Origin of the sequence: Methanoculleus sp. MH98A (assembly GCF_000691865.1) — an archaeon.
Taxonomy (GTDB): domain Archaea; phylum Halobacteriota; class Methanomicrobia; order Methanomicrobiales; family Methanoculleaceae; genus Methanoculleus.
Genome location: NZ_JMIO01000063.1, coordinates 16,496 through 34,275 on the forward strand (window position 1 = coordinate 16,496; position 17,780 = coordinate 34,275).

Below are 17,780 nucleotides of genomic sequence, written 5' to 3' on the forward strand. Positions count from 1 at the left end.
GGAATGATGCACGAGTCGCTCCGGCAGGTCGTCCACCTCATCTTTGGTCTCGGGATCGCAGGTTTCGTCCTCCTCTTCGATCGCGATCTCGTCCTCTCCGTCCTCGTGCTCGCTCTCTTCGCGGGGTTCATCCTCTCCGACGCCATCTCCCGGGGCTACACCATTCCGGTCGTCTCGCCGATCATCGCGGGCCTCGAGCGGCGCGACGCCGCCCCCGGGAAAGGAGCGCTCTTCTTCGCGCTCGGAGCTCTCTTCTGTATCGCCTTCTTTGCACAAGAGGTCGCCTTCATGGGGCTTGTCGTGCTCTCGCTCCTCGACAGCGTCACCACCCTTGCCGGCGTCCGGTTCGGCAGAATCCGGATCTACAATCACAAATCGCTCGAAGGCACACTCGCCGGGTTCGCGGCGACGGCGATCGTGCTCTCGCTCCTCGTCCCGCCCGGGGTAGCCCTCGCGACCGCGGCGCTCGCGGCCGTCGCCGAACTGGCGAGCCCCGTGGACGACAATCTCGTCGTCCCGGTCGTGGCCTGCATCGCCCTCACGCTGCTGCTCTGAAAGCGTTGAACCGCCCGGTTCAATTATTGTATATACGTCTGTTCCCGATCTCTCTTCTACCAGAGGTGAAGATCGATGAAACGCATCGTTGCAGCAGCCATGATCGCCTTCCTCCTTCTTCCGGGGTTCGCGGCCGCCGCTTCCGGCGCCCACGGCGACCCGGGGGGAGCACAGGCCGGGTATGGCGCGGTAAACGCGACGCCCGCGGGGGAACAGCAGGCGAGGATCGAGGAGAACAGAACCGTCCGTGCGGAAGAAGGTAACGAAACCGCCGGGGAGAGAGTGCAGCAGCGGGCCGCAGAGCACACGCCCCTCCGGCCGGGAGATGGGGCTCCCGATCGGGACCGCGTCAGGCTCGCCGTCCATGCCCTGCTCGGTGCCGGGAACCGGACCGGCGGCATAGGAGAGAACGTCTCCGCCATCGCCCGGGAGATCAACAACTCGGTCCAGAAGACCTTTGAGGCCGAGGAGCAGATCCGGGCCCGGCACGCCTTCATGCGGTTCCTCTTCGGCGGCGATGCGGAAGCCGCCCTGCTGATTGAGGAAGAGGCGCAGCGGAACCGGGAACGGGCCGCGGAACTCGGACACCTGATTGGAAACTGCACCTGCGACAACGCAACCCGGACAATGCTTCAGGAGCAGGTCCGGACGATCGAGCAGGAGCAGGACCGGCTGAGCGTTCTTGCGAGCGAGGAGATGCAGGTTCGCGGCCTCTTCTCCTGGCGGTAAGGTCCCCCGGTCTTTTACTCCCGCTCTTTTTCCCGCCCGCAAAGCCCGAGCCGGTTGCACTCCGGGCAGGTGGTGAAGATCCCGCAATCGGAGCAGTCCTCACCGGTGCAGGGCTGAACCCGGATCGTGACGTTCGTCCGGGGGAACTCCTGCTTGACGTCGGCCTCCACGCGCTTCACGACTCCGTACGCCTCTTCGAGGGTTGCGGTTCGCGGGACGACCAGGTGAAAGTCCACGAACCTGTTCGGTCCCGACCGGCGGGTCCGGAGCCGGTGGAAACCGATGACGTCCGTGCAGTGCTCGCTGATGATCTCCCGTATCCGGTTCTCCTCGTCGGCGGGGAGGCTTCTGTCGACGAGATCTTCGAACGAGCGCCGGATGAGATCGAAGGCCGCCCGCAGGATGATGGCGGCGACCGCGATCGCAACGAGCGCATCGAGCACCACAAGACCGGTCAGCCGGATCAGGACGAGCCCGATGACGACCCCGGCGGAGGTATAGACGTCCGTCCGGAGGTGCCAGGCGTCGCTCTCGAGCGCGATCGATTCGGTCTCCTTCGCCACCGTCATCAGCCGGGAAGAGACGTAGAAATTTACTCCGGCCGAGAGCAGCATGACGGCGATACCGAGCCCGAGCCCCTCGACATTCAGCGTCTCCTCGCCACCGAGGAGGTTTCTCGCCGCTTCGTTGATGATCAGGAGAGCCGCCGCGAGGATCAGGACCGCCTCGAGAAGCCCCGATATGCTCTCGTACTTCCCGTGCCCGAAGGTATGGCACTCGTCGGGGGGCCGGGCCGACTGGCGAACCGAGAAATAGGCGATGCCCGCGGCAACGAGGTCGATGGCGGAGTGGATCGCTTCGGAGATGATACCGACCGATCCGATGGAGACGCCGACGGCGAGTTTCGCCGCGACGAGAAACGTGTTCGATACGACCGAGAGGCGTGCGGTCTTCTCTTTGAGCATACCCTCCTGTTCTCCCGGAACGACCGCCGACATACCTGATGAGTGTTCACCCTCCCCCGGGATAGGGTTTACGTGCCGGAGGATTCCCGGACGGTGCAGCCCGGCCGTCCCCTCAATCGACCGTGAGGATAATGAGCGAGTCGGTTCCCTCGCGCCCGGGAGAGACCCCCTCGGTCAGCACCACGCGCTCACCGGGCGAGATCAGCCCCGAGTCCCGGATCGAGTCGAGGATCGCCCCGTGCCAGTATTCCTTTTCGCTCCTGATCAGGAACGGGCTTACCCCGTAGGAGAACGCCAGGAACTTGAAGGTGCTCGGGTTCCGGGTGAACGCGAGGATCCAGGCCCCGGGCTTGAACCGGGAGATGTTTCTGGGGGTGCTCCCGGAGCGGGTGGGGGTCAGCACGTAGTGGATGCCGAGCGCGTCCAGCGCCTCGATGACGTTTAGCGAGACGACGTCGTTGACGGTGATCTCCTCGCGCCCCTTTCCGCGCCGGAAGTAATCGAGCGGAGTGCACCCGGCCCCGACGAGCGAGCGCTTCTCCTCGGTCGACCGGGCGATCTTCGCCATCATCGCGACCGTCTCGATCGGGTACTTCCCGATGGACGTCTCCTCGGAGAGCATGACGGCGTCGGTGCCGTCGAGGATGGCGTTCGCGACGTCGGTCACCTCCGCCCGGGTGGGCCGGATGTTGTCGGTCATCGACATCAGCATCTGGGTGGCGGTGATCGCCGGCCGGCCGAGGATGTTGGCCTCCTGGATGATCCGCTTCTGCACCGCGGGCACCTCCTCGATGGGTGTCTGGACACCGAGATCGCCCCTGGCGATCATGACCCCGTCGGCCTCCCGGAGGATCCCGTCGAGGTTTGCGAGCGCCTCCTGCCGCTCGATCTTTGCAATCACCCGGATGGACTTCCCGGACCGGGCGGCATACTCCCGGGCTCTCAGGACATCCTCCGCCCGCTGGATGAAGGATATGCTGAAGATGTCGAGCCCCTCGGCAAGCCCGAACTCGATGCACTCGAGGTCGCGTTCGGTCAGGGCGCTGACCGCAAGGAGCCCCTCGCCGCCCACGAGGCTCATTCCCTTGCGCGAGAGGAGGGGGCCGCCGACGATCACCGTCGCCCGGACATCTCTTTCGCCGACCTCGTCGACCTGGATCTGGAGAAACCCGTCGCTGAGGTAGATGATGCTCCCCGGCGAGACCAGTTGCGGGAACTGGTCGAAATCGACGGGGATCAGGGAAGGATCGGTCGATGCCGGGGCGGAGACAAGGGTGATGGTTTCGCCCTTGTGAAGCATCATGGGCTCTTCTGCGAGGGTGCCGACCCGGATCTTCGGCCCCGGCAGGTCGAGCAGGATCGTGACCGGGAGGCCCGTATCCTCCGCGGCGGTCCGGATGTTTCGAATGTTTTCGCGGTGCTCGTCGAACGATCCGTGGGAGAGGTTGAGTCGGGCGACGTTCATGCCGGCGAGGATCATCCGGGCGAGCGTCTCCCGGGAGCGCGATGCGGGCCCGATGGTACAGACGATCTTTGTTTTATGGTCGGGCAGGCTCATCCGCTTCCGTTTCGCCTGCTCGGATATCCGGTGCAGCACCTCTTCGAGCATCATAGGTACCCTTCGGGCATCGGCACCGGATTAACCTTCTCCCGGGGGTCCCGGAGGCGCCGGGAAAATCGGCTTACAACGCATAAAAAACCAATCCGGAGGGATATGCCGTTTCCTGTCGTGTCAGACTGCTCTCCAGATGCTCACCTTCGGGCGTGAACGGCTTGACCATGCCCCCCGAAGCGATCTCTATGGCGGGACTCACGCCGGCAGCCCCGGTCATATTTATCTTCTGCGGTATTCAACACTACAGGAACGTTATGCGCCATATTCCAGTGATTGTCGTCGCGGGAACCCACAGCGGCTGCGGCAAGACCACGCTTGCAAGCGGCCTGATGGCGGCGCTCGCCGCCCGGGGACTTGCCGTCCAGCCCTTCAAGGTGGGCCCGGACTTCATCGATCCCACGCATCATTCGGCTATCTGCGGCCGGACGTCGCGCAACCTCGACCCGTTCATGATGGGGGAGGCGGGGGTGCGGGAGACGTTCGTCCGGACCTCTGCCGGGGCCGACATCGCCGTCGTCGAGGGTGCGATGGGGCTCTTCGACGGGCTCGAAGGAACCGATACCGCGAGCACGGCGCACGTCGCAAAGATTCTCGACGCCCCGGTCCTCCTCGTGGTGGACGCAGGGGGCGCGTCGCGGAGCGTCCATGCCATGATCCGGGGCTACGCCGGGTTCGATCCGGCTGTCCGGGTCGCCGGAACCATCCTCAACCGGATCGGGAGCCCCCGCCACCTCGCCATGATCGAGGAGACGAAAACCCTCCCCATCTTCGGGGGAATCCCGCGGCGAAAGGATCTTGTGGTCGAAAGCCGGCACCTCGGGCTCGCGATGGCGGCCGAAACAGGAATGATGGCCCGGTTCGGCGCGGTGGTTGAGGAGACGTGCGATCTCTCCGGGATCATCGATCTCGCCCGGTCTGCCCCGCCCCTCCCGGCGCCGGCGGAGAGCCCCGCCCGGCCGGAGGCCGGGGTGCGCGTCGGCGTCGCGAACGATGCGGCGTTCTGTTTTTACTACGCGGACAACCTCGATCGGTTCGTGCGGGCCGGGGCTGAACCGGTCTTCTTCTCGCCGATGACCGACCGGCTCCCGGACGTGGACGCCCTCTATCTCGGGGGCGGCTACCCGGAGCTCCACGCGGAGGCGCTCTCCTCGTCCCGGTGCCGGGAAGACGTCCGCCGGGCGGTCGACGACGGCATGCCCGTCTACGCCGAGTGCGGCGGGCTCGTCTACCTTACCGACCGGCTCACGACCGATGAGGAGGATTACCCGATGGCCGGCGTCCTCCCGGCGGCGGCGGAGATGACGGGCCGCATCCAGGCCCTCGGGTACGTCGAAGCCCGGGTTGCCGGGGGCGCACCGGTCCTTGCCCCGGGCTCGGCCTTCCGGGGCCACGAGTATCATTATTCACGGCTCGACTGTGCCCGTGACGCCCGGTTCGCCCTGGAACTCCTCCGGGGCCGGGGAATCGACGCTGGCCGCGACGGGCTTATCGCGCAGAACGCGGTCGGGCAATATACCCACGCCTACTTCCCGGAGGGGTTCGCCGAGAGGCTGGTCGAGGCGGCCGGGGCATACCGGCGGACGTAAGGGGGTGTTGCGGTCTCCCCTACGGCCGCCGGCGCAAAAAAAGGTGTCAGGCGGTGACGATGACCGTCCCGGTAGATCCGGACGTCTGTGACTGGTAGGTGTAGTTGCCCGTGGCGGTGAAGGTGTGACTGAACGTATCGCCCGGCTGGAGGAGATCGGAGCTGAAGAACGACATATTTCCGGTCCCCGTTACGGTCTCGTTTCTCGATGCGTCGTTTGTCCATCCTACCGAGGTGTCGATGGGTACGGTGAGCGTTTCCGGCACGAACCCGCGCTCGGTGATGGAGACGGTCTCGTTAGTGTCGAGGGCCGCCAGTGTTTCCGGGCTGGGGATGGGGCATACGCCGCTGGAGGAGGTGTTGTTGGTCTCGTTCGCGGCGAGGCCCGCCGGCGTTCCCGGCGGTGTCTCCGTTGTCATCGTGGTTTCGGTTGCCGCCGGCGTTTCTGTCTCCATCGGAGTTTCCGTCTCCATCGGGGTCTCTGTCATTGCCGGCGTCTCTTCTTCTGTCTCCATCGGGGTCTCGGTGAGTCCCGGTGTTGTGCCGGGTGTCACCGTCTCGTTGCCCGCTGGCTGCACACATCCTGCAATCATGATGCTCGCAATCACCATGAGAGCAAGGATACCAAACATCCTCTTCATGCGGTGGACGATGCTTCTTGGCGTAAATAAACTTTGCCCTCGCCCGGAAAACTCAAATTCGGGGTGTAAAACTGCCACAGCAACGCCATGCCCGTTCATCCGGGTATAGGGATGGTTCTGGGGGTTATCCTGGCCATAACCTGTCTTAGGTGATCCCTATTGCCGGATAACGGGTTATATGTCCTGATTTGAGACGGCCGGATCCCGCCGGCGTCGACGGCGGAGCAGGACGCTCTCCTCATCCCGGGCGCCGCCGGGAGTTTGGAGGAGGGGGTGCCGCACCGGCAGGGACCGGCCGATGCCCGATCAGCCCGCCGAGGGGTCGTCTTCCCAGAGGCCGAACCGGTTCTGCTCGGTATCCTCGCAGACGGCGAAGGAGCCTCTTCCGGGCACCGGCATCTTCGGGATCACGACCCTTCCTCCGGCTCCCCGAACCCGGGCTGCATACTCTTCGACGGAGGGGACGCCGATGAAGGCCGTTATCGGCTCTCCGGGGTAGGTCCGCGCCAGGATCTCGCCGCCTATCCCGCCTGTTGCAATCTCAAAGGCCCCCTCCATCCCCGAAAAAGGCTCCGTCGTCCAGGCAAAGACTTCCTCGTAGAACGCCCGCGCCCGGTCGGTCTCCCCGGCGGGGACGTTGAACCAGACAATCGTCGGCACATGCATACCTCAGGCCCCCGTGGGGGTCGCGACGCATAACGGTTTCCCCCGGCTCCGGCTGAAGATTATTTATAGCCGGGTACGGATAGGATGGTCCATGACGGCACTGGAGAAGCGCAGGTTCGGGAAGACCGGGCGGGAGGTCACCGCTGTAGGGCTCGGGGGAGAGGGTGTTCTCAGGACGTACGGGCGGCATGCGGAGGCAAACGCCGTCATCATGGAGGCCGTCAATCAGGGGATCGCCTACTTCGACTCGGCGAAGGCCTACGCGGGGAGCGAGGATTACTACGGCGAGGTCTGGGTGCGTCGCCCCGACCTCCGGGCACCGGTTTTCCAGGCAAGCAAGTCGGCGAGCCGGGCACACGCGGGCGCCGAGATGGATCTCCTGGAGACCCTCCAGAGGATAGGCATCGGGACCCTCGATCTCTGGCAGATCCACGACGTCCGGACCTTCTCCGAGATCCGGGAGATCGAGGGGGCGGGCGGCGCCCTTGAGGCGTTTGTCGAGGCTAAGGAGAGGGGCATCGTCCGGCATATCGGGGTGACGGGGCACCACGACCCGGATGTCCTCGCGCACGCGGTCGAGAACTGGCCGGTCGACGCCGTGATGATGCCCATAAACCCGGTTGAGGGGGCGCTCGGGGGATTCCTCTCCTCGACGCTCCCTGCCGCGAAGGAACAGGGGGTCGCGGTCATCGGGATGAAGGTGCTCGGCGGGTCGAACTACCTCGTCCCCGATGCCGGGGTGACATCAGAGGCCCTCGTCCGGTACGCCCTCGCTCAGGACATCTCCGTCGCGATCGTCGGCTGCTCGACGCCCGCGGAGGTGCGGGCGCTTGCAGCCGCCGGCCGGAGCGGTCCTTTGCCCGACGACGAAGCGGCGGCGCTCGTCGAAGCGTTCCGACCCCATGCCCGCGAGCTCGCCTACTACCGCGGATTCCGGTGAAGCGGTCCCGGCAAAATCTTCTTCTGCAACCGATATAACCCGGCGCCGCCAACCTACGAAGGAGAGCAGTTCTCTACACGGAGATGAATCAGCATGACGACCGAACGACCGCATCGGCTCCGCACCCTCCGGAGCCGTATCGCCGCATCGCCGGACGCGATTCTCGTGCTGGTCGTGCTCGTCATCTTCATGGACATGATGATCTACGGTCTCCTCATCCCGGTCTTCCCCCAGTATGCCCCCCGGCTCGGTGTGGGCGAATCGGTCATCGGGATCATCTTCGGGATCTACGCCGGAATGCTCCTCCTCTTCTCCATCCCGATGGGCCTCCTCTCCGACCGGGTGGGCCGCCGCCCTCTCATTGTCGCCGGAATGCTCCTCCTCGCGCTCGCGACGGCGCTCTTCGGCTTCTCGACCACGATCACGCACCTGATTGCCGCCCGAACGGTTCAGGGGGTGTCGGCCGCGGCCACCTGGTCGGCGGGGCTTGCGCTCCTCGCCGATACCTGCGAACCCGCCCGGCTCGGGGAGAGGATGGGGGTCGCGCTCTCGGCGGTCGGGGTAGGGACGATCCTCGGGCCGGTGGCCGGGGGGCTGCTCTTTGAGTACGCGGGATACACCGCCACCTTCCTCGTCCCGGCGGTGCTGGCAGCCTCCGTCGGCCTGCTTGTCTTCGCCGTACCGGTGCGCACCTGCAGGCGGGAGAACGGCGTGGGCCGCTCCTCGATGCTGCCCCGGGGCGCCCTTCTCCCGCTCGCCGCCTGTTCGGTCGTGATCGTCGCGGTCTCCGGGACGTACGGCGTCTTCGATCCCTACCTTCCGGTCTACCTGCATGCAGTCTTCTCCGCGTCCCCGGCGACGATCGGGGTCGTCTTTGCGGTGCTGGCGGTTGCCGCCATCCTCGCCCAGCCGGCTGCAGGAAGGATCTATGACCGGTACGGCGGCAGCCGCTACCTCATCGGCGGTGGCCTTCTCCTCTCAGCGGTCGCGATCGTCGCCGCCATGCAGGCAGAGGCCCTCCCGTTCACCGCCGCCGCCGTCTTCGTGCTGGGGGTCGCGCTCGGCTGCGCCCTGGTGCCGACAATGCCGCTCCTCGCCGATATCTATCGCGACCACGGCTCGCAGGGCGCCGCGTACGGCATGTACAATACCTTCTTTGCCATAGGGCTCTCGGCAGGACCGTTTGCGGGAGCCGTCCTCGCCGGCCGGTGGCCGCTGCCGGCGATCTTCCTTCTGCTGGCGGCGTTCCTCGGGGTTACGGGAATCCTGAGCTGGCTTGCCTTCGGGAGACTTGCGCGGCGGTGAGTTACGTTCTTTATGCCGCCGGTCGACAGGTATTGCGATGTTGCCGGAATTCTTCCGTCGTCACACGCCCGAGCTGCTGATCGCCTTCTTCGGCCTCATCTTCCTGGTTGCGGCCTTCGGGGAGGTCGGCGGGGAAGCGGGAGCGTTTCTCACCTCGGCGCTCGACGTGGCGCTCTTCGTCATCCTTGCCATGCTCGTGTATCTCGCAACCCGGCACCCTGCGTTCCGGTGGCTCGCCGTCCTCTGGCTCCTGGTCGTGGTGGCCGGGCTTGCGGCTATTGCGACGGGGTTCGGAGCCGTAGCGATCCTGCCGGCCGAGATGCTCGAGGCCGAGGAGATCGATCCGGAGACGGTCGACCTTGCCCTGGCCGCGGAGGTTGCGCTTCTCCTCCTCGGCGCTCTTGCCGCGGCGTTTGCAAGCCTCATCGGGTTCTCCCGCCGGTTCAGGGGATGGCTCGCGGGGTATCTCCCGTTCGACCCGGACTCGCTCCTCCATACGGTCGCGCTCGTGGTCATCCTCGCCATGATCCTCATCCCTCCCGTGCCGCTCCTTGTCGCGGGGGTTCCGCCCTTCCTCTCGGAGACGTTCCTCGACCTCCTGCTTGAGTCCGGGGATCTGCTCGCGAACACCGTCACGCTGGATGCCTATACCCTCTTCTGGACGCTCATCGGCTCGTTCTTTATCGCCGGAGCGTTCGTCCGGCGGTCGCCCCGCGAGACCCTCAAACGGCTCGGCCTCGTCCGCCCGACGGGGAAAGAGATCGCTTTTGCCGTCGTCGCGGCTCTCGTGCTCGTTGCCGCCTTCCACTTCATCGACATGGCGCTCGCCATGCTCGTGGGCTGGCTCGGTCTTCCCGTCACCGACATGGAGGCCGTCAACCTGCTCTTTGCCGGAACGCTCACGCTCCCCGGGGTCATCATGGCGTCCGTTGCGGCAGGGTTCGGCGAGGAGGTGAGCATCCGCGGCCTGCTCCAGCCCCGGTTCGGCATCCTCCTGCCGGCGCTCCTCTTTGCGTCGCTCCACGCATTCCAGTACAGCTGGGACGGCCTCGTCTCGGTCTTCTTTGCGGGGATTCTGTTCGCCTATATCCGGAGGTATACGAACACAACGACGTCGGCGATCACGCACACCGTCTACGACCTGGTGCTCTTCTCGATGATGCTGGTCGGGATGTCGATCTGAGGGGCGAAACCCCTTTTTTTCCGAAAAAAGTCAGTGCTTCCGGTATAGCCGCCCGTGAGTTTTACTGTGTATCCCATACCGCCTGCAACTCGGTGCGCGCTTCTTCCAGGGTATACAGGCGGCCTGCCTTGATATCTTCGAGCGACTCCTCGATTCCCTGGACAGCCTCGGCGCTCAGAGGCTCTTCGTCCTCGGCGGTATTCATGAGCCGCCTGATAACATCGTCAAAGGTTTCGCGAGGGTACCGCTTCATCCCTGCCAGCCGCTCCTTTGTCTCCCGGGATACCCCTGTCGTCCCATATCACGATCTATAGCGCTCTATTGAATATCGTCGTTGTGATCGTCTTTGATACCTCTGCTACAAGACCCGGTGCGAAACGAACAGTGCAGACAGATCGTCGGTATGCACTTTGCTATCGACAGAAACTACATGAAAAACAAGAAGCGCTGAGGGGGAGATTTGAACTCCCGAGGGGCTCAACGCCCCACGGGCTTTCCAGGCCCGCGCCCTACCGGTCTAGACTACCTCAGCAATGTGCATCATTAGTTGGCGGTGTATTTTATTAATATTAGCTCCCTGTGCGTGCCTTCCAGCCGCGGGGATAGGTGCCGGGCTGCATCAGGACGGTGGTGGGCGCGACGACGAATCCGGGTTCCCCGGGCTTCAGCGCCGACGAAGCGACGAGGGCCTTCCCGAGCCCCACGAGTTCGCCGCGCTCCGTCACGATCGCGACCGTCTCGCCTTTTGCAAACCCGCCCTCCTTCCCGACGATCCCCACCCCGGCAAGCACCGCACCGTGGCAGACGGCGTCGACGGCGGTGTCGCGGACGACGACCTTCGCGAGATCGGCGACGGCGGTCGCTGGGGGAGGATCATCCCCTGCAGGGGTTCAGGGTTGCCCTCCCGGGCGGCTCCAGCAGCATCCGCGAGTTCATGGAGCGTGACGGCCACGGTCTCGTCGAAGGATCCCGAGCGTATCCTCCGGAGTTCCTCCATGTGGGCGCAGGTCCCGATAGCGTAGCCCAGGTGAACGCAGAGCGTCCGGATGTAGGTCCCGGCATCGCACCTGACCCGGAAGAGGACGAGCCGGCCGTCCATGTCCAGGATCTCGATCTCCTGGATCTTCCTGATCCGGAGGTTCCTCTTTACCGCGCTTTTTCTCGGCGGCCGCTGATAGATCCGGCCGACGAACTCCTTTGCCACCTGCTCCACGGCCTCCCGGGAGGCGTCGCCGTGAAGGCGCATCAGGCAGACGTACTCCTTGTTGTGTGAGAGGAGGACCGGGGCGAGCCGGACGGCGCCGCCGAACATGACGATGAGCACCCCGGATACCTGCGGGTCGAGCGTTCCGGCGTGGCCCACCCGGCGCCCGAGGATATCCCCGACCCAGGCAGTCACCTGGTGGCTGCTCGGCCCGCGCGGTTTGTCGATGACGACGATCCCGGATTCGGGGACGAAACGTTCCTGGCCGGTCATCCCCTCACCTGCCTTCCGCATGAAGGTTCAGCGCTTCAAGGGTTCCCGCGAGCGACCCGTCCCCGACGACCGCCGGGGGATGCCCCCCGGCCCGCATGGCGTCGGCAGTGATCTCGCCGATGGCGACGAGGAGCAGGTCGTCCCGGGGCCGCCAGCGGGCTTCCCGGTAGGACATGGCGCTCGTGAAGAGGGCGGCGTCGGCGGCGTCAAGCGCGAGCTCGGTGCCCGTGGGGATGAGGGCGTAGACCCGCTCCTCCCGGACCGTTCCCCCGGCCGCGGCGATCGCATCGAGAAGGCCCGGGTTCGGGACGTCGGCCCGCGGGATCCCGACGGTCCGGCCCCGGAGCCAGTCCCCGAGGTAGGGGACGAAGTCGCGGGAGTAGAACGTGGGGAGAACCTCCGCCTCAATCCCGAACCCCCGGAGGACTTCGGCGGTCTTGGGCCCGATCGCGACCACCCGGGGCCACCGCTCGAGTTTCGGCCCGACGACCGCGGCGGGGAGGGCGCTTGAGAAGAAGAGGCAGTCGAACTCCCCGCGGTGGACGGCCTCGACGAACGTATCGATCCGGTCGGGCCGCATATCCGCCCGGAGCGGCGAGACCGTGTAGCAGTCGTGACCATACGTCGCGCAGAGGGCGCGGTCTCCCGCCGCCTTGTTCTCGAGCCGGGTGATGGCGATCTTCATCGCTACAACCTTCGTCCCGGTGGAATATGACTGTATCGTGGGAGACGATTCGGTTGGTTTATCCCCGACCGTTCCAACCGGTAATTAACGTGCTCTTCGGTATCGTGCTCGGGGCCGCCGTCGGTATCGGCTGCGGCGCCGTGAGCGGCCTTGTCCCCGGCATCCATGCAAACACCATGGCAGGCGTCCTCCTCTCGCTCCAGGCGCTCCTGCTCGCCTGGTTTGACCCGGTGGTCATCGCATCCGCGATGTTCTCCACCCTCGTTACGCACACGTTTCTCGACAACGTTCCGGGCACCTTCCTCGGCATCCCCGACGCCGACACATCGCTTGCGGTTCTCCCCGCGCACGCCCTCTGCCTCGAAGGCCGGGGGGAGGAGGCCGTCCGGATATCGGCCCTCGGGAGCGCCGTCGGCGTCGCCCTCTCGCTCCCTCTCGCGCTCGCCTTCGTCTTCTTCCTCCCCGCCCTCCAGCCGGCGATCGACTGGGGAATCGGGCTTGTCATCCTCGCCGTCGCCGGCTACCTCATCGTCGTCTCCGAGTCGCCGGGCTGGGCGCTTGCGGTCTTCTCCGTCTCAGGGATCCTCGGGCTCTTCTCCCTCGGCTACTCCTTCCTCGCCTGGCCGGCGGGGGGCGAGTCCGGGGTGCTGATGCCCCTCCTCTCCGGGCTCTTCGGGATCGCGGTCCTCCTCAAGGCGTCGCACGGGGCCATGCCCGCACAGCACTTCTCGGGGATCGACCTGCCCGGGGGTGCGATCCGGCGGGGTTCCCTGCTCGGTTCGGCGGCCGGCGCTCTCGTCGGCTGGCTCCCCGGCCTCTCGAACGCCACGGCAAACGCACTTCTCACCTCGGTCGTCGGCTACGACTCCAATCCCCGGGAGTACATCCTCGCGACCAGCGCCGCGAACACCGTGAACGCCTTCCTCGGGCTTGCGGCTTTCTACGCCGTATCCCGGACCCGGAACGGGGTGATGGCGGCGATCGGAGCGCTCGAGGAGATGCCGCCGGCAACCGCCATCCTCCTCGCGGGCGCGATGGCCGCGGTCGGCGCCTACCTCCTGACCCTTCTCTTCTCGCGCACTGCCGGTCGGTTCTCCGGCCTGAACGTCACGAGCCTCAACTACGGCGTCATCGCGTTTGTCGTCTGCCTCTCCCTCTTCCTCTGCGGCCCGTTCGGGGGCCTCGTCCTTCTCCTCGCAACGGCGGTCGGCTACGTTCCGTCCCTCGTCAACGTCCGCCGGGTCTACTGCATGGGCGCGATCATGGTTCCCGTGATGGCCTACTCCTTCGGTCTTGCCTGACGGCCAGCGGGGTTTGCTCTTATATCGGCCGGGCACCAATACCGTACCATGCTACAGCGCTACTGGTTCGGAGACGTCGACGAGGAGGGGTGCCGGGCCGCCGGCACCGATCCGGCCGCGCTCGCGGAGCGGGCGGCCACGCTCCGCACCGGTATGGATTCCTTTGTTCCCATCGACTGGGAGGTTGCCCGGGACTGCGGGGTCGTCCGGACGCGAGAGGAGTACGTCGACCTGCTCCGGTCGGTCTGCACCACCCTTGCCCGGAAAAAGATCGCCCAATCGTACCAGGGCCGGGACGTCGAGCTCCTCCAGATGGTGAGGATGCTCGACGAGCTCGACAACGTCATCAACCTTCTCCAGGAGCGTGCCGCGGAGTGGTACCAGGTCACGAACCCCTCGTTCTCCCGGAAGTATCGCTCCCTCCCGGCGAAGAAGATGCTCGGGATCATCCGGAAGGGGGCGAGAGGAGGTCTCTCGGACGTCGCCGACGAGATCGACCGGCTCGCCGGGACGAGGAGCCGCCTGATGCGGGAGGTCTCGGCCCGTGCCGACGAGGTGATGCCGAATACGAGCGCCCTCATCGGCGGGCTGGTCGCGGCCAGGCTCCTCTCCAAAGCAGGGGGGCTTGAGACGCTTGCGAGGATGCCGGGGAGCACCATCCAGGTTATCGGCTCGGAGCGGGCCCTCTTCTCCCACCTCCGGGGCGGGACGCCGCCGCCCAAGCACGGGATCATCTTCCAGCACCGGCGGGTCCACAACGCGCCGAGACCGGTGCGGGGGCGGGTGGCCCGGGTGCTCGCGGCGAAACTTGCCATCGCCGCCCGGCTCGACTACTACCGGGGAGAGGCGGTGCCGGAGTTCCTCAAAAGTGCCCAGGCGCGGATCGACGAGGCGGGGGTCGAGGCATGATGAAATGGCTTGGAAACGTGCTGGTCTCCCCCGGCGAGGGCGGGGTCTACGGGGAGCGGACGCTCGACGGTTACCGGGTCTGGGACCCCTACCGGAGCAAGCTGGCGGCGCTCTACACCCTCGGCGGTGGGGTGGAACTCACTCCCGAAATAAGGGTGCTCTATCTCGGCGCGGCGAACGGGACCACGGTCTCGCACGTCGCCGACTACGTCGAGACCGTCTACGCGGTGGAGTTTGCGCCCCGGCCGATGCAGGACCTCCTCGAGGTGGCCCGCCGGAGGCGAAACATCGTCCCGATCATGGCCGACGCGAACCGCCCGGAGGAGTATGCGCCGTTCATGGAGGCGGTGGACCTCCTCTACCAGGACGTGGCGCAGCCCAACCAGGTCGAGATCGCGGAGCGAAACCTGGTCTTCCTCAAACCGGGAGGCCACCTCATCCTGATGCTCAAGACCCGGAGCGTGGACGTCCGGCGCGACCCGGCCGAGGTGCTCGCCGAAGCGCGGACCGGGCTTGAGAAGCGCCTCGATATCGCGGACGTCCGGTGGCTCGACCCCTACCACCACGATCATGCCGCGATCGTCTGCTCCCGCCGGGAGTAGTATATATTAGAAGGGAGGGCGACTCCTTCACATGGACCGGGTCGTCTTCAACCCCTTCTCCCCGCTGATGCTTCTTTTCTTCTTCGGACTGCTCGTTCTCTTTCTCCTCGCAGTCATCGTCTTTCCGATTCTTTTTCTGACGGCGATCGGGGCGACGTTCACGCGGCTCGGGTTCTCCTGGTGGCAGGCGCTCCTCATCCTCTTCCTGACGCTGATCGGGAGTTTCATCAACATCCCGGTGAGGACGCTTGAGGGCCGGCCGGGGGTGCCGGCCTACGACCGCTACGCCGTGATGTACGGGCGGCTCTACCGCATCCCGCAGCAGGCGCAGCGGACGGTCCTCGCGATCAACGTCGGCGGCGCCCTCATCCCGGTGGCGATATCGCTCTACCTGCTCTACGAGTCGGTCGTGATCAGCGGGGGCTACCACCTCTTCGCCCTTGCGCTCGCCGGGGTCGCGGTCGTGACCGTTGTAACGAAACTCGTCGCCCGCCCGGTGCCGGGGCTCGGGATCGCGACGCCGTTCTTCATCCCGCCGCTCGCGGCGCTCTTTGCGGCGCTGATCCTCTCGCTCTTTGCGGGCGGCGTCCCGGCCGCGGCGGTGATCATCGCCTACGTGAGCGGGACGCTCGGCACCCTGATCGGGGCGGATCTCTTGAACCTCCACCATATCGCGGAACTGGGGGCGCCGACGGCGAGCATCGGCGGGGCGGGGACGTTCGACGGGATCTTCCTGACCGGGATCATCGCGGCGCTTCTGGCATGAGGCGGTAGAGCATCGGGAGAAACCTGACGGCCAGACCCGGGTTGCGACGAAGCCTGAGAGACCTCAGTCGTTCCGGGCTTGTGCGGCGGGTGAATGCGTTAGATAGTTGCCCTGTCGAGGATCCTCTGGTGGAAGTATCCGTGCACGGAAGATACGAAGCATCTTCCTGACCGGCACAACCCTCTGGGTTGTGCCGTGTCATCCTCACACCTGTTGGCCGCGTTCTTCCCGATTTGTCCCCTTTTACCCTGTAAGACGAAGGGGATCGCGACCGGCTTGATTTGATGGCGTTGAGGTATGAGATACCGGTGATCGAACCTGATATATACTACTGTGGTGGTACACGGTAGTATGTCGGAGATGACATCAATTAAGATCGCAACAGGGGTAAAGGATCGACTCAACCATCTCAAGATACATCCCCGTGAGACTTACAGCGATCTCATCTCCAGGCTGGCCTCCCGGGCGCAAGTAGAGGTGCCCCCATGGCAAATTCCTCTTATTCATGTCAGGATCAATGGCGTCATCCGGGAACTCAAGCACCCTATCGAGATCTCGGCTGAGATGGATGAAGGGGAATATATCCTGTACAATCACGAGTACCGACTACTGGTCGTCGCCCCGGATCTCTCTGAAGGTTGAAGGACATTATCGACGAGTTTGAGGAAAACTGGAACGATTTCGTTCTGCAGGATGAGAGTGCTTTACTTGGAGGTGCTCGCGACCTGAGGAGGAAACTCATCGCACTCGTACCCGGAGAGGTCTGATCGTGCCTCGAAAAAACAAGGCTATCGTGCGCCGCCTCATGAAGAAGGGGTTTGATGCCAGGATGTCAAAGCACATCAAACTGGTATTCATGTACAACGGTTGCGACACAGGGATCCGTACATGGGTTTCCCATGGCACAAAGGAGATTAGCGACCGGCTGCTTTCTCGTATGGCGGAACAACTCAATCTCTCCCGGCAGCAATTCCTTGATCTCATCGACTGCCGACTCGATGAAGCGGGGTTGGTTGCAGTATATAAGGAGATGCATCTTTTGTGATGCCGGACGGATCTGCCGGGTCGGGGAGGTGCTTTTTGACCATATCGACGCTCTCGGTCATCTCCTGGAGTTTGATACGGATTGCCGTATCCCGGACCTTGCGCGTCACGCCATCGCCTCCTTGCCGATGTAGTCGTACAACCGGTGCTTAAAATCGTCGAATTCCCGGATCGTCCGGTACGCGACATCGTAGAGAAACCGCTCGTCGGGACAGTAGACTACCTTTCCGCGGAGGACTTCCGTCCGGACATAGAGCGGCAGAAAAGAGAAGATCTGGATGTCGTAGCGGTCGTCGGCGAGTTCGGAGAGCGCTGCAAACCGGAATCGGGCTGCCTCCTCGCGGCCGGCGTCGTAGTAGATGCAGAGATCGATGTCGGAACCCTCTCTCGCCCGCCCTTCGGCAACGGAGCCGTAGAGGATGATGAAGCGGATCTTCTCGAACCCCTCGACGGTCTTGAGCCGCTCAAGTGCGTGCCGGACAAAATGATTCACTCGCTCTCACCCCCCCGGGGCGCGCCCGGAAGTTCTGTAGGTTCTAGATGGGGATCGCTCTCACATTAACGTTTCCCGCGATGAGGGGCCGGATCGGGCTGGTCGTCTGTCCCATTTCCCCATATAGTCAATATCGCCATCCGGGGTCCCCGGACGGTCGTTCAGTCTCACAACCACAAAAAAGGTGACATAGATCGCTACCTGGTGAGCCGGCTCCATTCCTCACGGGATATGCCCGCCTGCCGGAGGATGCGCACGAGCAGGTCGACGCCGATCTCTGACCTGTGTGGGTTTGGGATGGTTAGAACAAGATCTTCTT

The 17,780-nt window shown here is 64.8% G+C and carries 21 protein-coding genes and 1 tRNA gene; 12 read left to right on the forward strand and 10 right to left on the reverse strand.

Features of this window, described 5'->3' with window-relative positions; genetic code table 11:
• Window positions 1-3 precede the first annotated feature (3 nt).
• Together EI28_RS09125 and EI28_RS09130 are read left to right on the forward strand one after the other, a co-directional pair.
• Complete coding sequence (locus EI28_RS09125) at window positions 4-555, forward strand: diacylglycerol/polyprenol kinase family protein (RefSeq protein ID WP_052379714.1); 552 nt, start codon at window positions 4-6, stop codon at window positions 553-555.
• Between the two features lie 75 nt (window positions 556-630).
• Window positions 631-1,284 (forward strand): hypothetical protein, encoded by a 654-nt coding sequence (locus EI28_RS09130; protein WP_048114301.1) that lies wholly within the window; start codon window positions 631-633, stop codon window positions 1,282-1,284.
• Window positions 1,285-1,298: 14 nt separating this feature from the next.
• On the opposite strand, the gene EI28_RS09135 is transcribed toward EI28_RS09130, so the two are convergent.
• Entirely contained in the window at window positions 1,299-2,282 is a 984-nt protein-coding gene (locus EI28_RS09135; protein WP_048114302.1) for a cation diffusion facilitator family transporter, read from the reverse strand.
• A 79-nt stretch (window positions 2,283-2,361) separates the two neighbouring features.
• Window positions 2,362-3,861: a pyruvate kinase gene (gene pyk / locus EI28_RS09140; RefSeq protein ID WP_082223142.1), complete on the reverse strand. Its 1,500-nt coding sequence runs from the start codon at window positions 3,859-3,861 to the stop codon at window positions 2,362-2,364.
• A 257-nt stretch (window positions 3,862-4,118) separates the two neighbouring features.
• On the opposite strand from pyk, the gene EI28_RS09145 reads away from it, so the two are divergent.
• On the forward strand, window positions 4,119-5,450 hold the full coding sequence (locus tag EI28_RS09145; protein WP_048114303.1) for a cobyrinate a,c-diamide synthase: 1,332 nt from the start codon (window positions 4,119-4,121) through the stop codon (window positions 5,448-5,450).
• A 46-nt stretch (window positions 5,451-5,496) separates the two neighbouring features.
• Here the strand turns inward: EI28_RS09145 and EI28_RS09150 are convergent, their stop codons facing one another.
• Window positions 5,497-6,090 carry a hypothetical protein gene (locus tag EI28_RS09150; RefSeq protein WP_231476685.1) on the reverse strand — a complete coding sequence of 198 codons (594 nt, stop codon included), beginning with the start codon at window positions 6,088-6,090 and terminating at the stop codon, window positions 5,497-5,499.
• A 306-nt stretch (window positions 6,091-6,396) separates the two neighbouring features.
• Entirely contained in the window at window positions 6,397-6,756 is a 360-nt protein-coding gene (locus EI28_RS09155) for a VOC family protein (protein WP_052379715.1), read from the reverse strand.
• Window positions 6,757-6,847: 91 nt separating this feature from the next.
• Between EI28_RS09155 and EI28_RS09160 the strand changes: the two genes are divergently transcribed.
• The 3 genes from EI28_RS09160 (at window position 6,848) to EI28_RS09170 (ending at window position 10,184) form a co-directional block, all read left to right on the forward strand.
• Window positions 6,848-7,696, forward strand: coding sequence for an aldo/keto reductase (locus EI28_RS09160; RefSeq protein ID WP_048114304.1), 849 nt, complete (start codon window positions 6,848-6,850; stop codon window positions 7,694-7,696).
• 93 nt (window positions 7,697-7,789) lie between these two features.
• The gene (locus tag EI28_RS09165; protein ID WP_048114305.1) at window positions 7,790-9,001 is read left to right on the forward strand and encodes an MFS transporter; all 1,212 of its coding nucleotides are present in this window, start codon (window positions 7,790-7,792) and stop codon (window positions 8,999-9,001) included.
• 37 nt (window positions 9,002-9,038) lie between these two features.
• Window positions 9,039-10,184 (forward strand): CPBP family intramembrane glutamic endopeptidase, encoded by a 1,146-nt coding sequence (locus EI28_RS09170; RefSeq protein ID WP_048114306.1) that lies wholly within the window; start codon window positions 9,039-9,041, stop codon window positions 10,182-10,184.
• A 61-nt stretch (window positions 10,185-10,245) separates the two neighbouring features.
• Here the strand turns inward: EI28_RS09170 and EI28_RS09175 are convergent, their stop codons facing one another.
• The 5 genes from EI28_RS09175 to EI28_RS09190 form a co-directional block, all read right to left on the reverse strand.
• Window positions 10,246-10,437, reverse strand: a complete 192-nt coding sequence (locus EI28_RS09175) for a hypothetical protein (protein WP_048114307.1) — start codon at window positions 10,435-10,437, stop codon at window positions 10,246-10,248.
• Window positions 10,438-10,629: 192 nt separating this feature from the next.
• A tRNA-Ser gene (locus EI28_RS09180) sits at window positions 10,630-10,716 on the reverse strand.
• A 37-nt stretch (window positions 10,717-10,753) separates the two neighbouring features.
• Window positions 10,754-10,963 (reverse strand): PUA domain-containing protein, encoded by a 210-nt coding sequence (locus EI28_RS15520; RefSeq protein WP_369792281.1) that lies wholly within the window; start codon window positions 10,961-10,963, stop codon window positions 10,754-10,756.
• Window positions 10,906-11,682, reverse strand: a complete 777-nt coding sequence (locus tag EI28_RS09185) for an RNA-guided pseudouridylation complex pseudouridine synthase subunit Cbf5 (RefSeq protein WP_369792282.1) — start codon at window positions 11,680-11,682, stop codon at window positions 10,906-10,908. Before EI28_RS09185 ends, EI28_RS15520 begins: the two co-directional genes overlap by 58 nt.
• On the reverse strand, window positions 11,666-12,346 hold the full coding sequence (locus EI28_RS09190) for a uroporphyrinogen-III synthase (RefSeq protein WP_048114308.1): 681 nt from the start codon (window positions 12,344-12,346) through the stop codon (window positions 11,666-11,668). The genes EI28_RS09185 and EI28_RS09190 overlap by 17 nt, the downstream gene beginning before the upstream one ends.
• Window positions 12,347-12,435: 89 nt before the next feature.
• Here EI28_RS09190 and EI28_RS09195 point away from each other — a divergent pair, with 89 nt between their 5' ends.
• The 6 genes from EI28_RS09195 to EI28_RS09220 all read left to right on the forward strand — a co-directional run bounded on the left by EI28_RS09195 (window position 12,436) and on the right by EI28_RS09220 (window position 16,969).
• Complete coding sequence (locus EI28_RS09195; protein WP_048114309.1) at window positions 12,436-13,647, forward strand: tripartite tricarboxylate transporter permease; 1,212 nt, start codon at window positions 12,436-12,438, stop codon at window positions 13,645-13,647.
• Window positions 13,648-13,695: 48 nt separating this feature from the next.
• The gene (locus EI28_RS09200; protein WP_048114310.1) at window positions 13,696-14,556 is read left to right on the forward strand and encodes an NOP5/NOP56 family protein; all 861 of its coding nucleotides are present in this window, start codon (window positions 13,696-13,698) and stop codon (window positions 14,554-14,556) included.
• Window positions 14,556-15,158 carry a fibrillarin-like rRNA/tRNA 2'-O-methyltransferase gene (locus EI28_RS09205; RefSeq protein WP_048114323.1) on the forward strand — a complete coding sequence of 201 codons (603 nt, stop codon included), beginning with the start codon at window positions 14,556-14,558 and terminating at the stop codon, window positions 15,156-15,158. The genes EI28_RS09200 and EI28_RS09205 overlap by 1 nt, the downstream gene beginning before the upstream one ends.
• A 31-nt stretch (window positions 15,159-15,189) precedes the next feature.
• Complete coding sequence (locus EI28_RS09210) at window positions 15,190-15,924, forward strand: DUF1614 domain-containing protein (protein WP_048114311.1); 735 nt, start codon at window positions 15,190-15,192, stop codon at window positions 15,922-15,924.
• Window positions 15,925-16,275: 351 nt separating this feature from the next.
• Window positions 16,276-16,566: a hypothetical protein gene (locus EI28_RS09215; protein ID WP_048114312.1), complete on the forward strand. Its 291-nt coding sequence runs from the start codon at window positions 16,276-16,278 to the stop codon at window positions 16,564-16,566.
• 127 nt (window positions 16,567-16,693) lie between these two features.
• Window positions 16,694-16,969, forward strand: a complete 276-nt coding sequence (locus tag EI28_RS09220) for a hypothetical protein (protein ID WP_048114313.1) — start codon at window positions 16,694-16,696, stop codon at window positions 16,967-16,969.
• 105 nt (window positions 16,970-17,074) lie between these two features.
• On the opposite strand, the gene EI28_RS09225 is transcribed toward EI28_RS09220, so the two are convergent.
• Window positions 17,075-17,461 (reverse strand): nucleotidyltransferase domain-containing protein, encoded by a 387-nt coding sequence (locus tag EI28_RS09225; protein ID WP_048114314.1) that lies wholly within the window; start codon window positions 17,459-17,461, stop codon window positions 17,075-17,077.
• Window positions 17,462-17,780: the final 319 nt, after the last annotated feature.

Excerpts from the sequence above, each read along its gene's own strand:
- EI28_RS09175 (WP_048114307.1), bottom strand. The coding sequence starts at position 10,437 with ATGAAGCGGTACCCTCGCGAAACCTTTGACGATGTTATCAGGCGGCTC.
- EI28_RS09145 (WP_048114303.1), top strand. The coding sequence starts at position 4,119 with ATGCGCCATATTCCAGTGATTGTCGTCGCGGGAACCCACAGCGGCTGC.
- pyk (WP_082223142.1), bottom strand. The coding sequence starts at position 3,861 with ATGATGCTCGAAGAGGTGCTGCACCGGATATCCGAGCAGGCGAAACGG.
- EI28_RS09200 (WP_048114310.1), top strand. The coding sequence starts at position 13,696 with ATGCTACAGCGCTACTGGTTCGGAGACGTCGACGAGGAGGGGTGCCGG.
- EI28_RS09130 (WP_048114301.1), top strand. The coding sequence starts at position 631 with ATGAAACGCATCGTTGCAGCAGCCATGATCGCCTTCCTCCTTCTTCCG.
- EI28_RS09215 (WP_048114312.1), top strand. The coding sequence starts at position 16,276 with ATGTCGGAGATGACATCAATTAAGATCGCAACAGGGGTAAAGGATCGA.
- EI28_RS09155 (WP_052379715.1), bottom strand. The coding sequence starts at position 6,756 with ATGCATGTGCCGACGATTGTCTGGTTCAACGTCCCCGCCGGGGAGACC.
- EI28_RS09125 (WP_052379714.1), top strand. The coding sequence starts at position 4 with ATGATGCACGAGTCGCTCCGGCAGGTCGTCCACCTCATCTTTGGTCTC.
- EI28_RS09150 (WP_231476685.1), bottom strand. The coding sequence starts at position 6,090 with ATGAAGAGGATGTTTGGTATCCTTGCTCTCATGGTGATTGCGAGCATC.
- EI28_RS09135 (WP_048114302.1), bottom strand. The coding sequence starts at position 2,282 with ATGTCGGCGGTCGTTCCGGGAGAACAGGAGGGTATGCTCAAAGAGAAG.
- EI28_RS09160 (WP_048114304.1), top strand. The coding sequence starts at position 6,848 with ATGACGGCACTGGAGAAGCGCAGGTTCGGGAAGACCGGGCGGGAGGTC.
- EI28_RS09165 (WP_048114305.1), top strand. The coding sequence starts at position 7,790 with ATGACGACCGAACGACCGCATCGGCTCCGCACCCTCCGGAGCCGTATC.
- EI28_RS09170 (WP_048114306.1), top strand. The coding sequence starts at position 9,039 with ATGTTGCCGGAATTCTTCCGTCGTCACACGCCCGAGCTGCTGATCGCC.
- EI28_RS09190 (WP_048114308.1), bottom strand. The coding sequence starts at position 12,346 with ATGAAGATCGCCATCACCCGGCTCGAGAACAAGGCGGCGGGAGACCGC.
- EI28_RS09185 (WP_369792282.1), bottom strand. The coding sequence starts at position 11,682 with ATGCGGAAGGCAGGTGAGGGGATGACCGGCCAGGAACGTTTCGTCCCC.
- EI28_RS09210 (WP_048114311.1), top strand. The coding sequence starts at position 15,190 with ATGGACCGGGTCGTCTTCAACCCCTTCTCCCCGCTGATGCTTCTTTTC.
- EI28_RS09205 (WP_048114323.1), top strand. The coding sequence starts at position 14,556 with ATGAAATGGCTTGGAAACGTGCTGGTCTCCCCCGGCGAGGGCGGGGTC.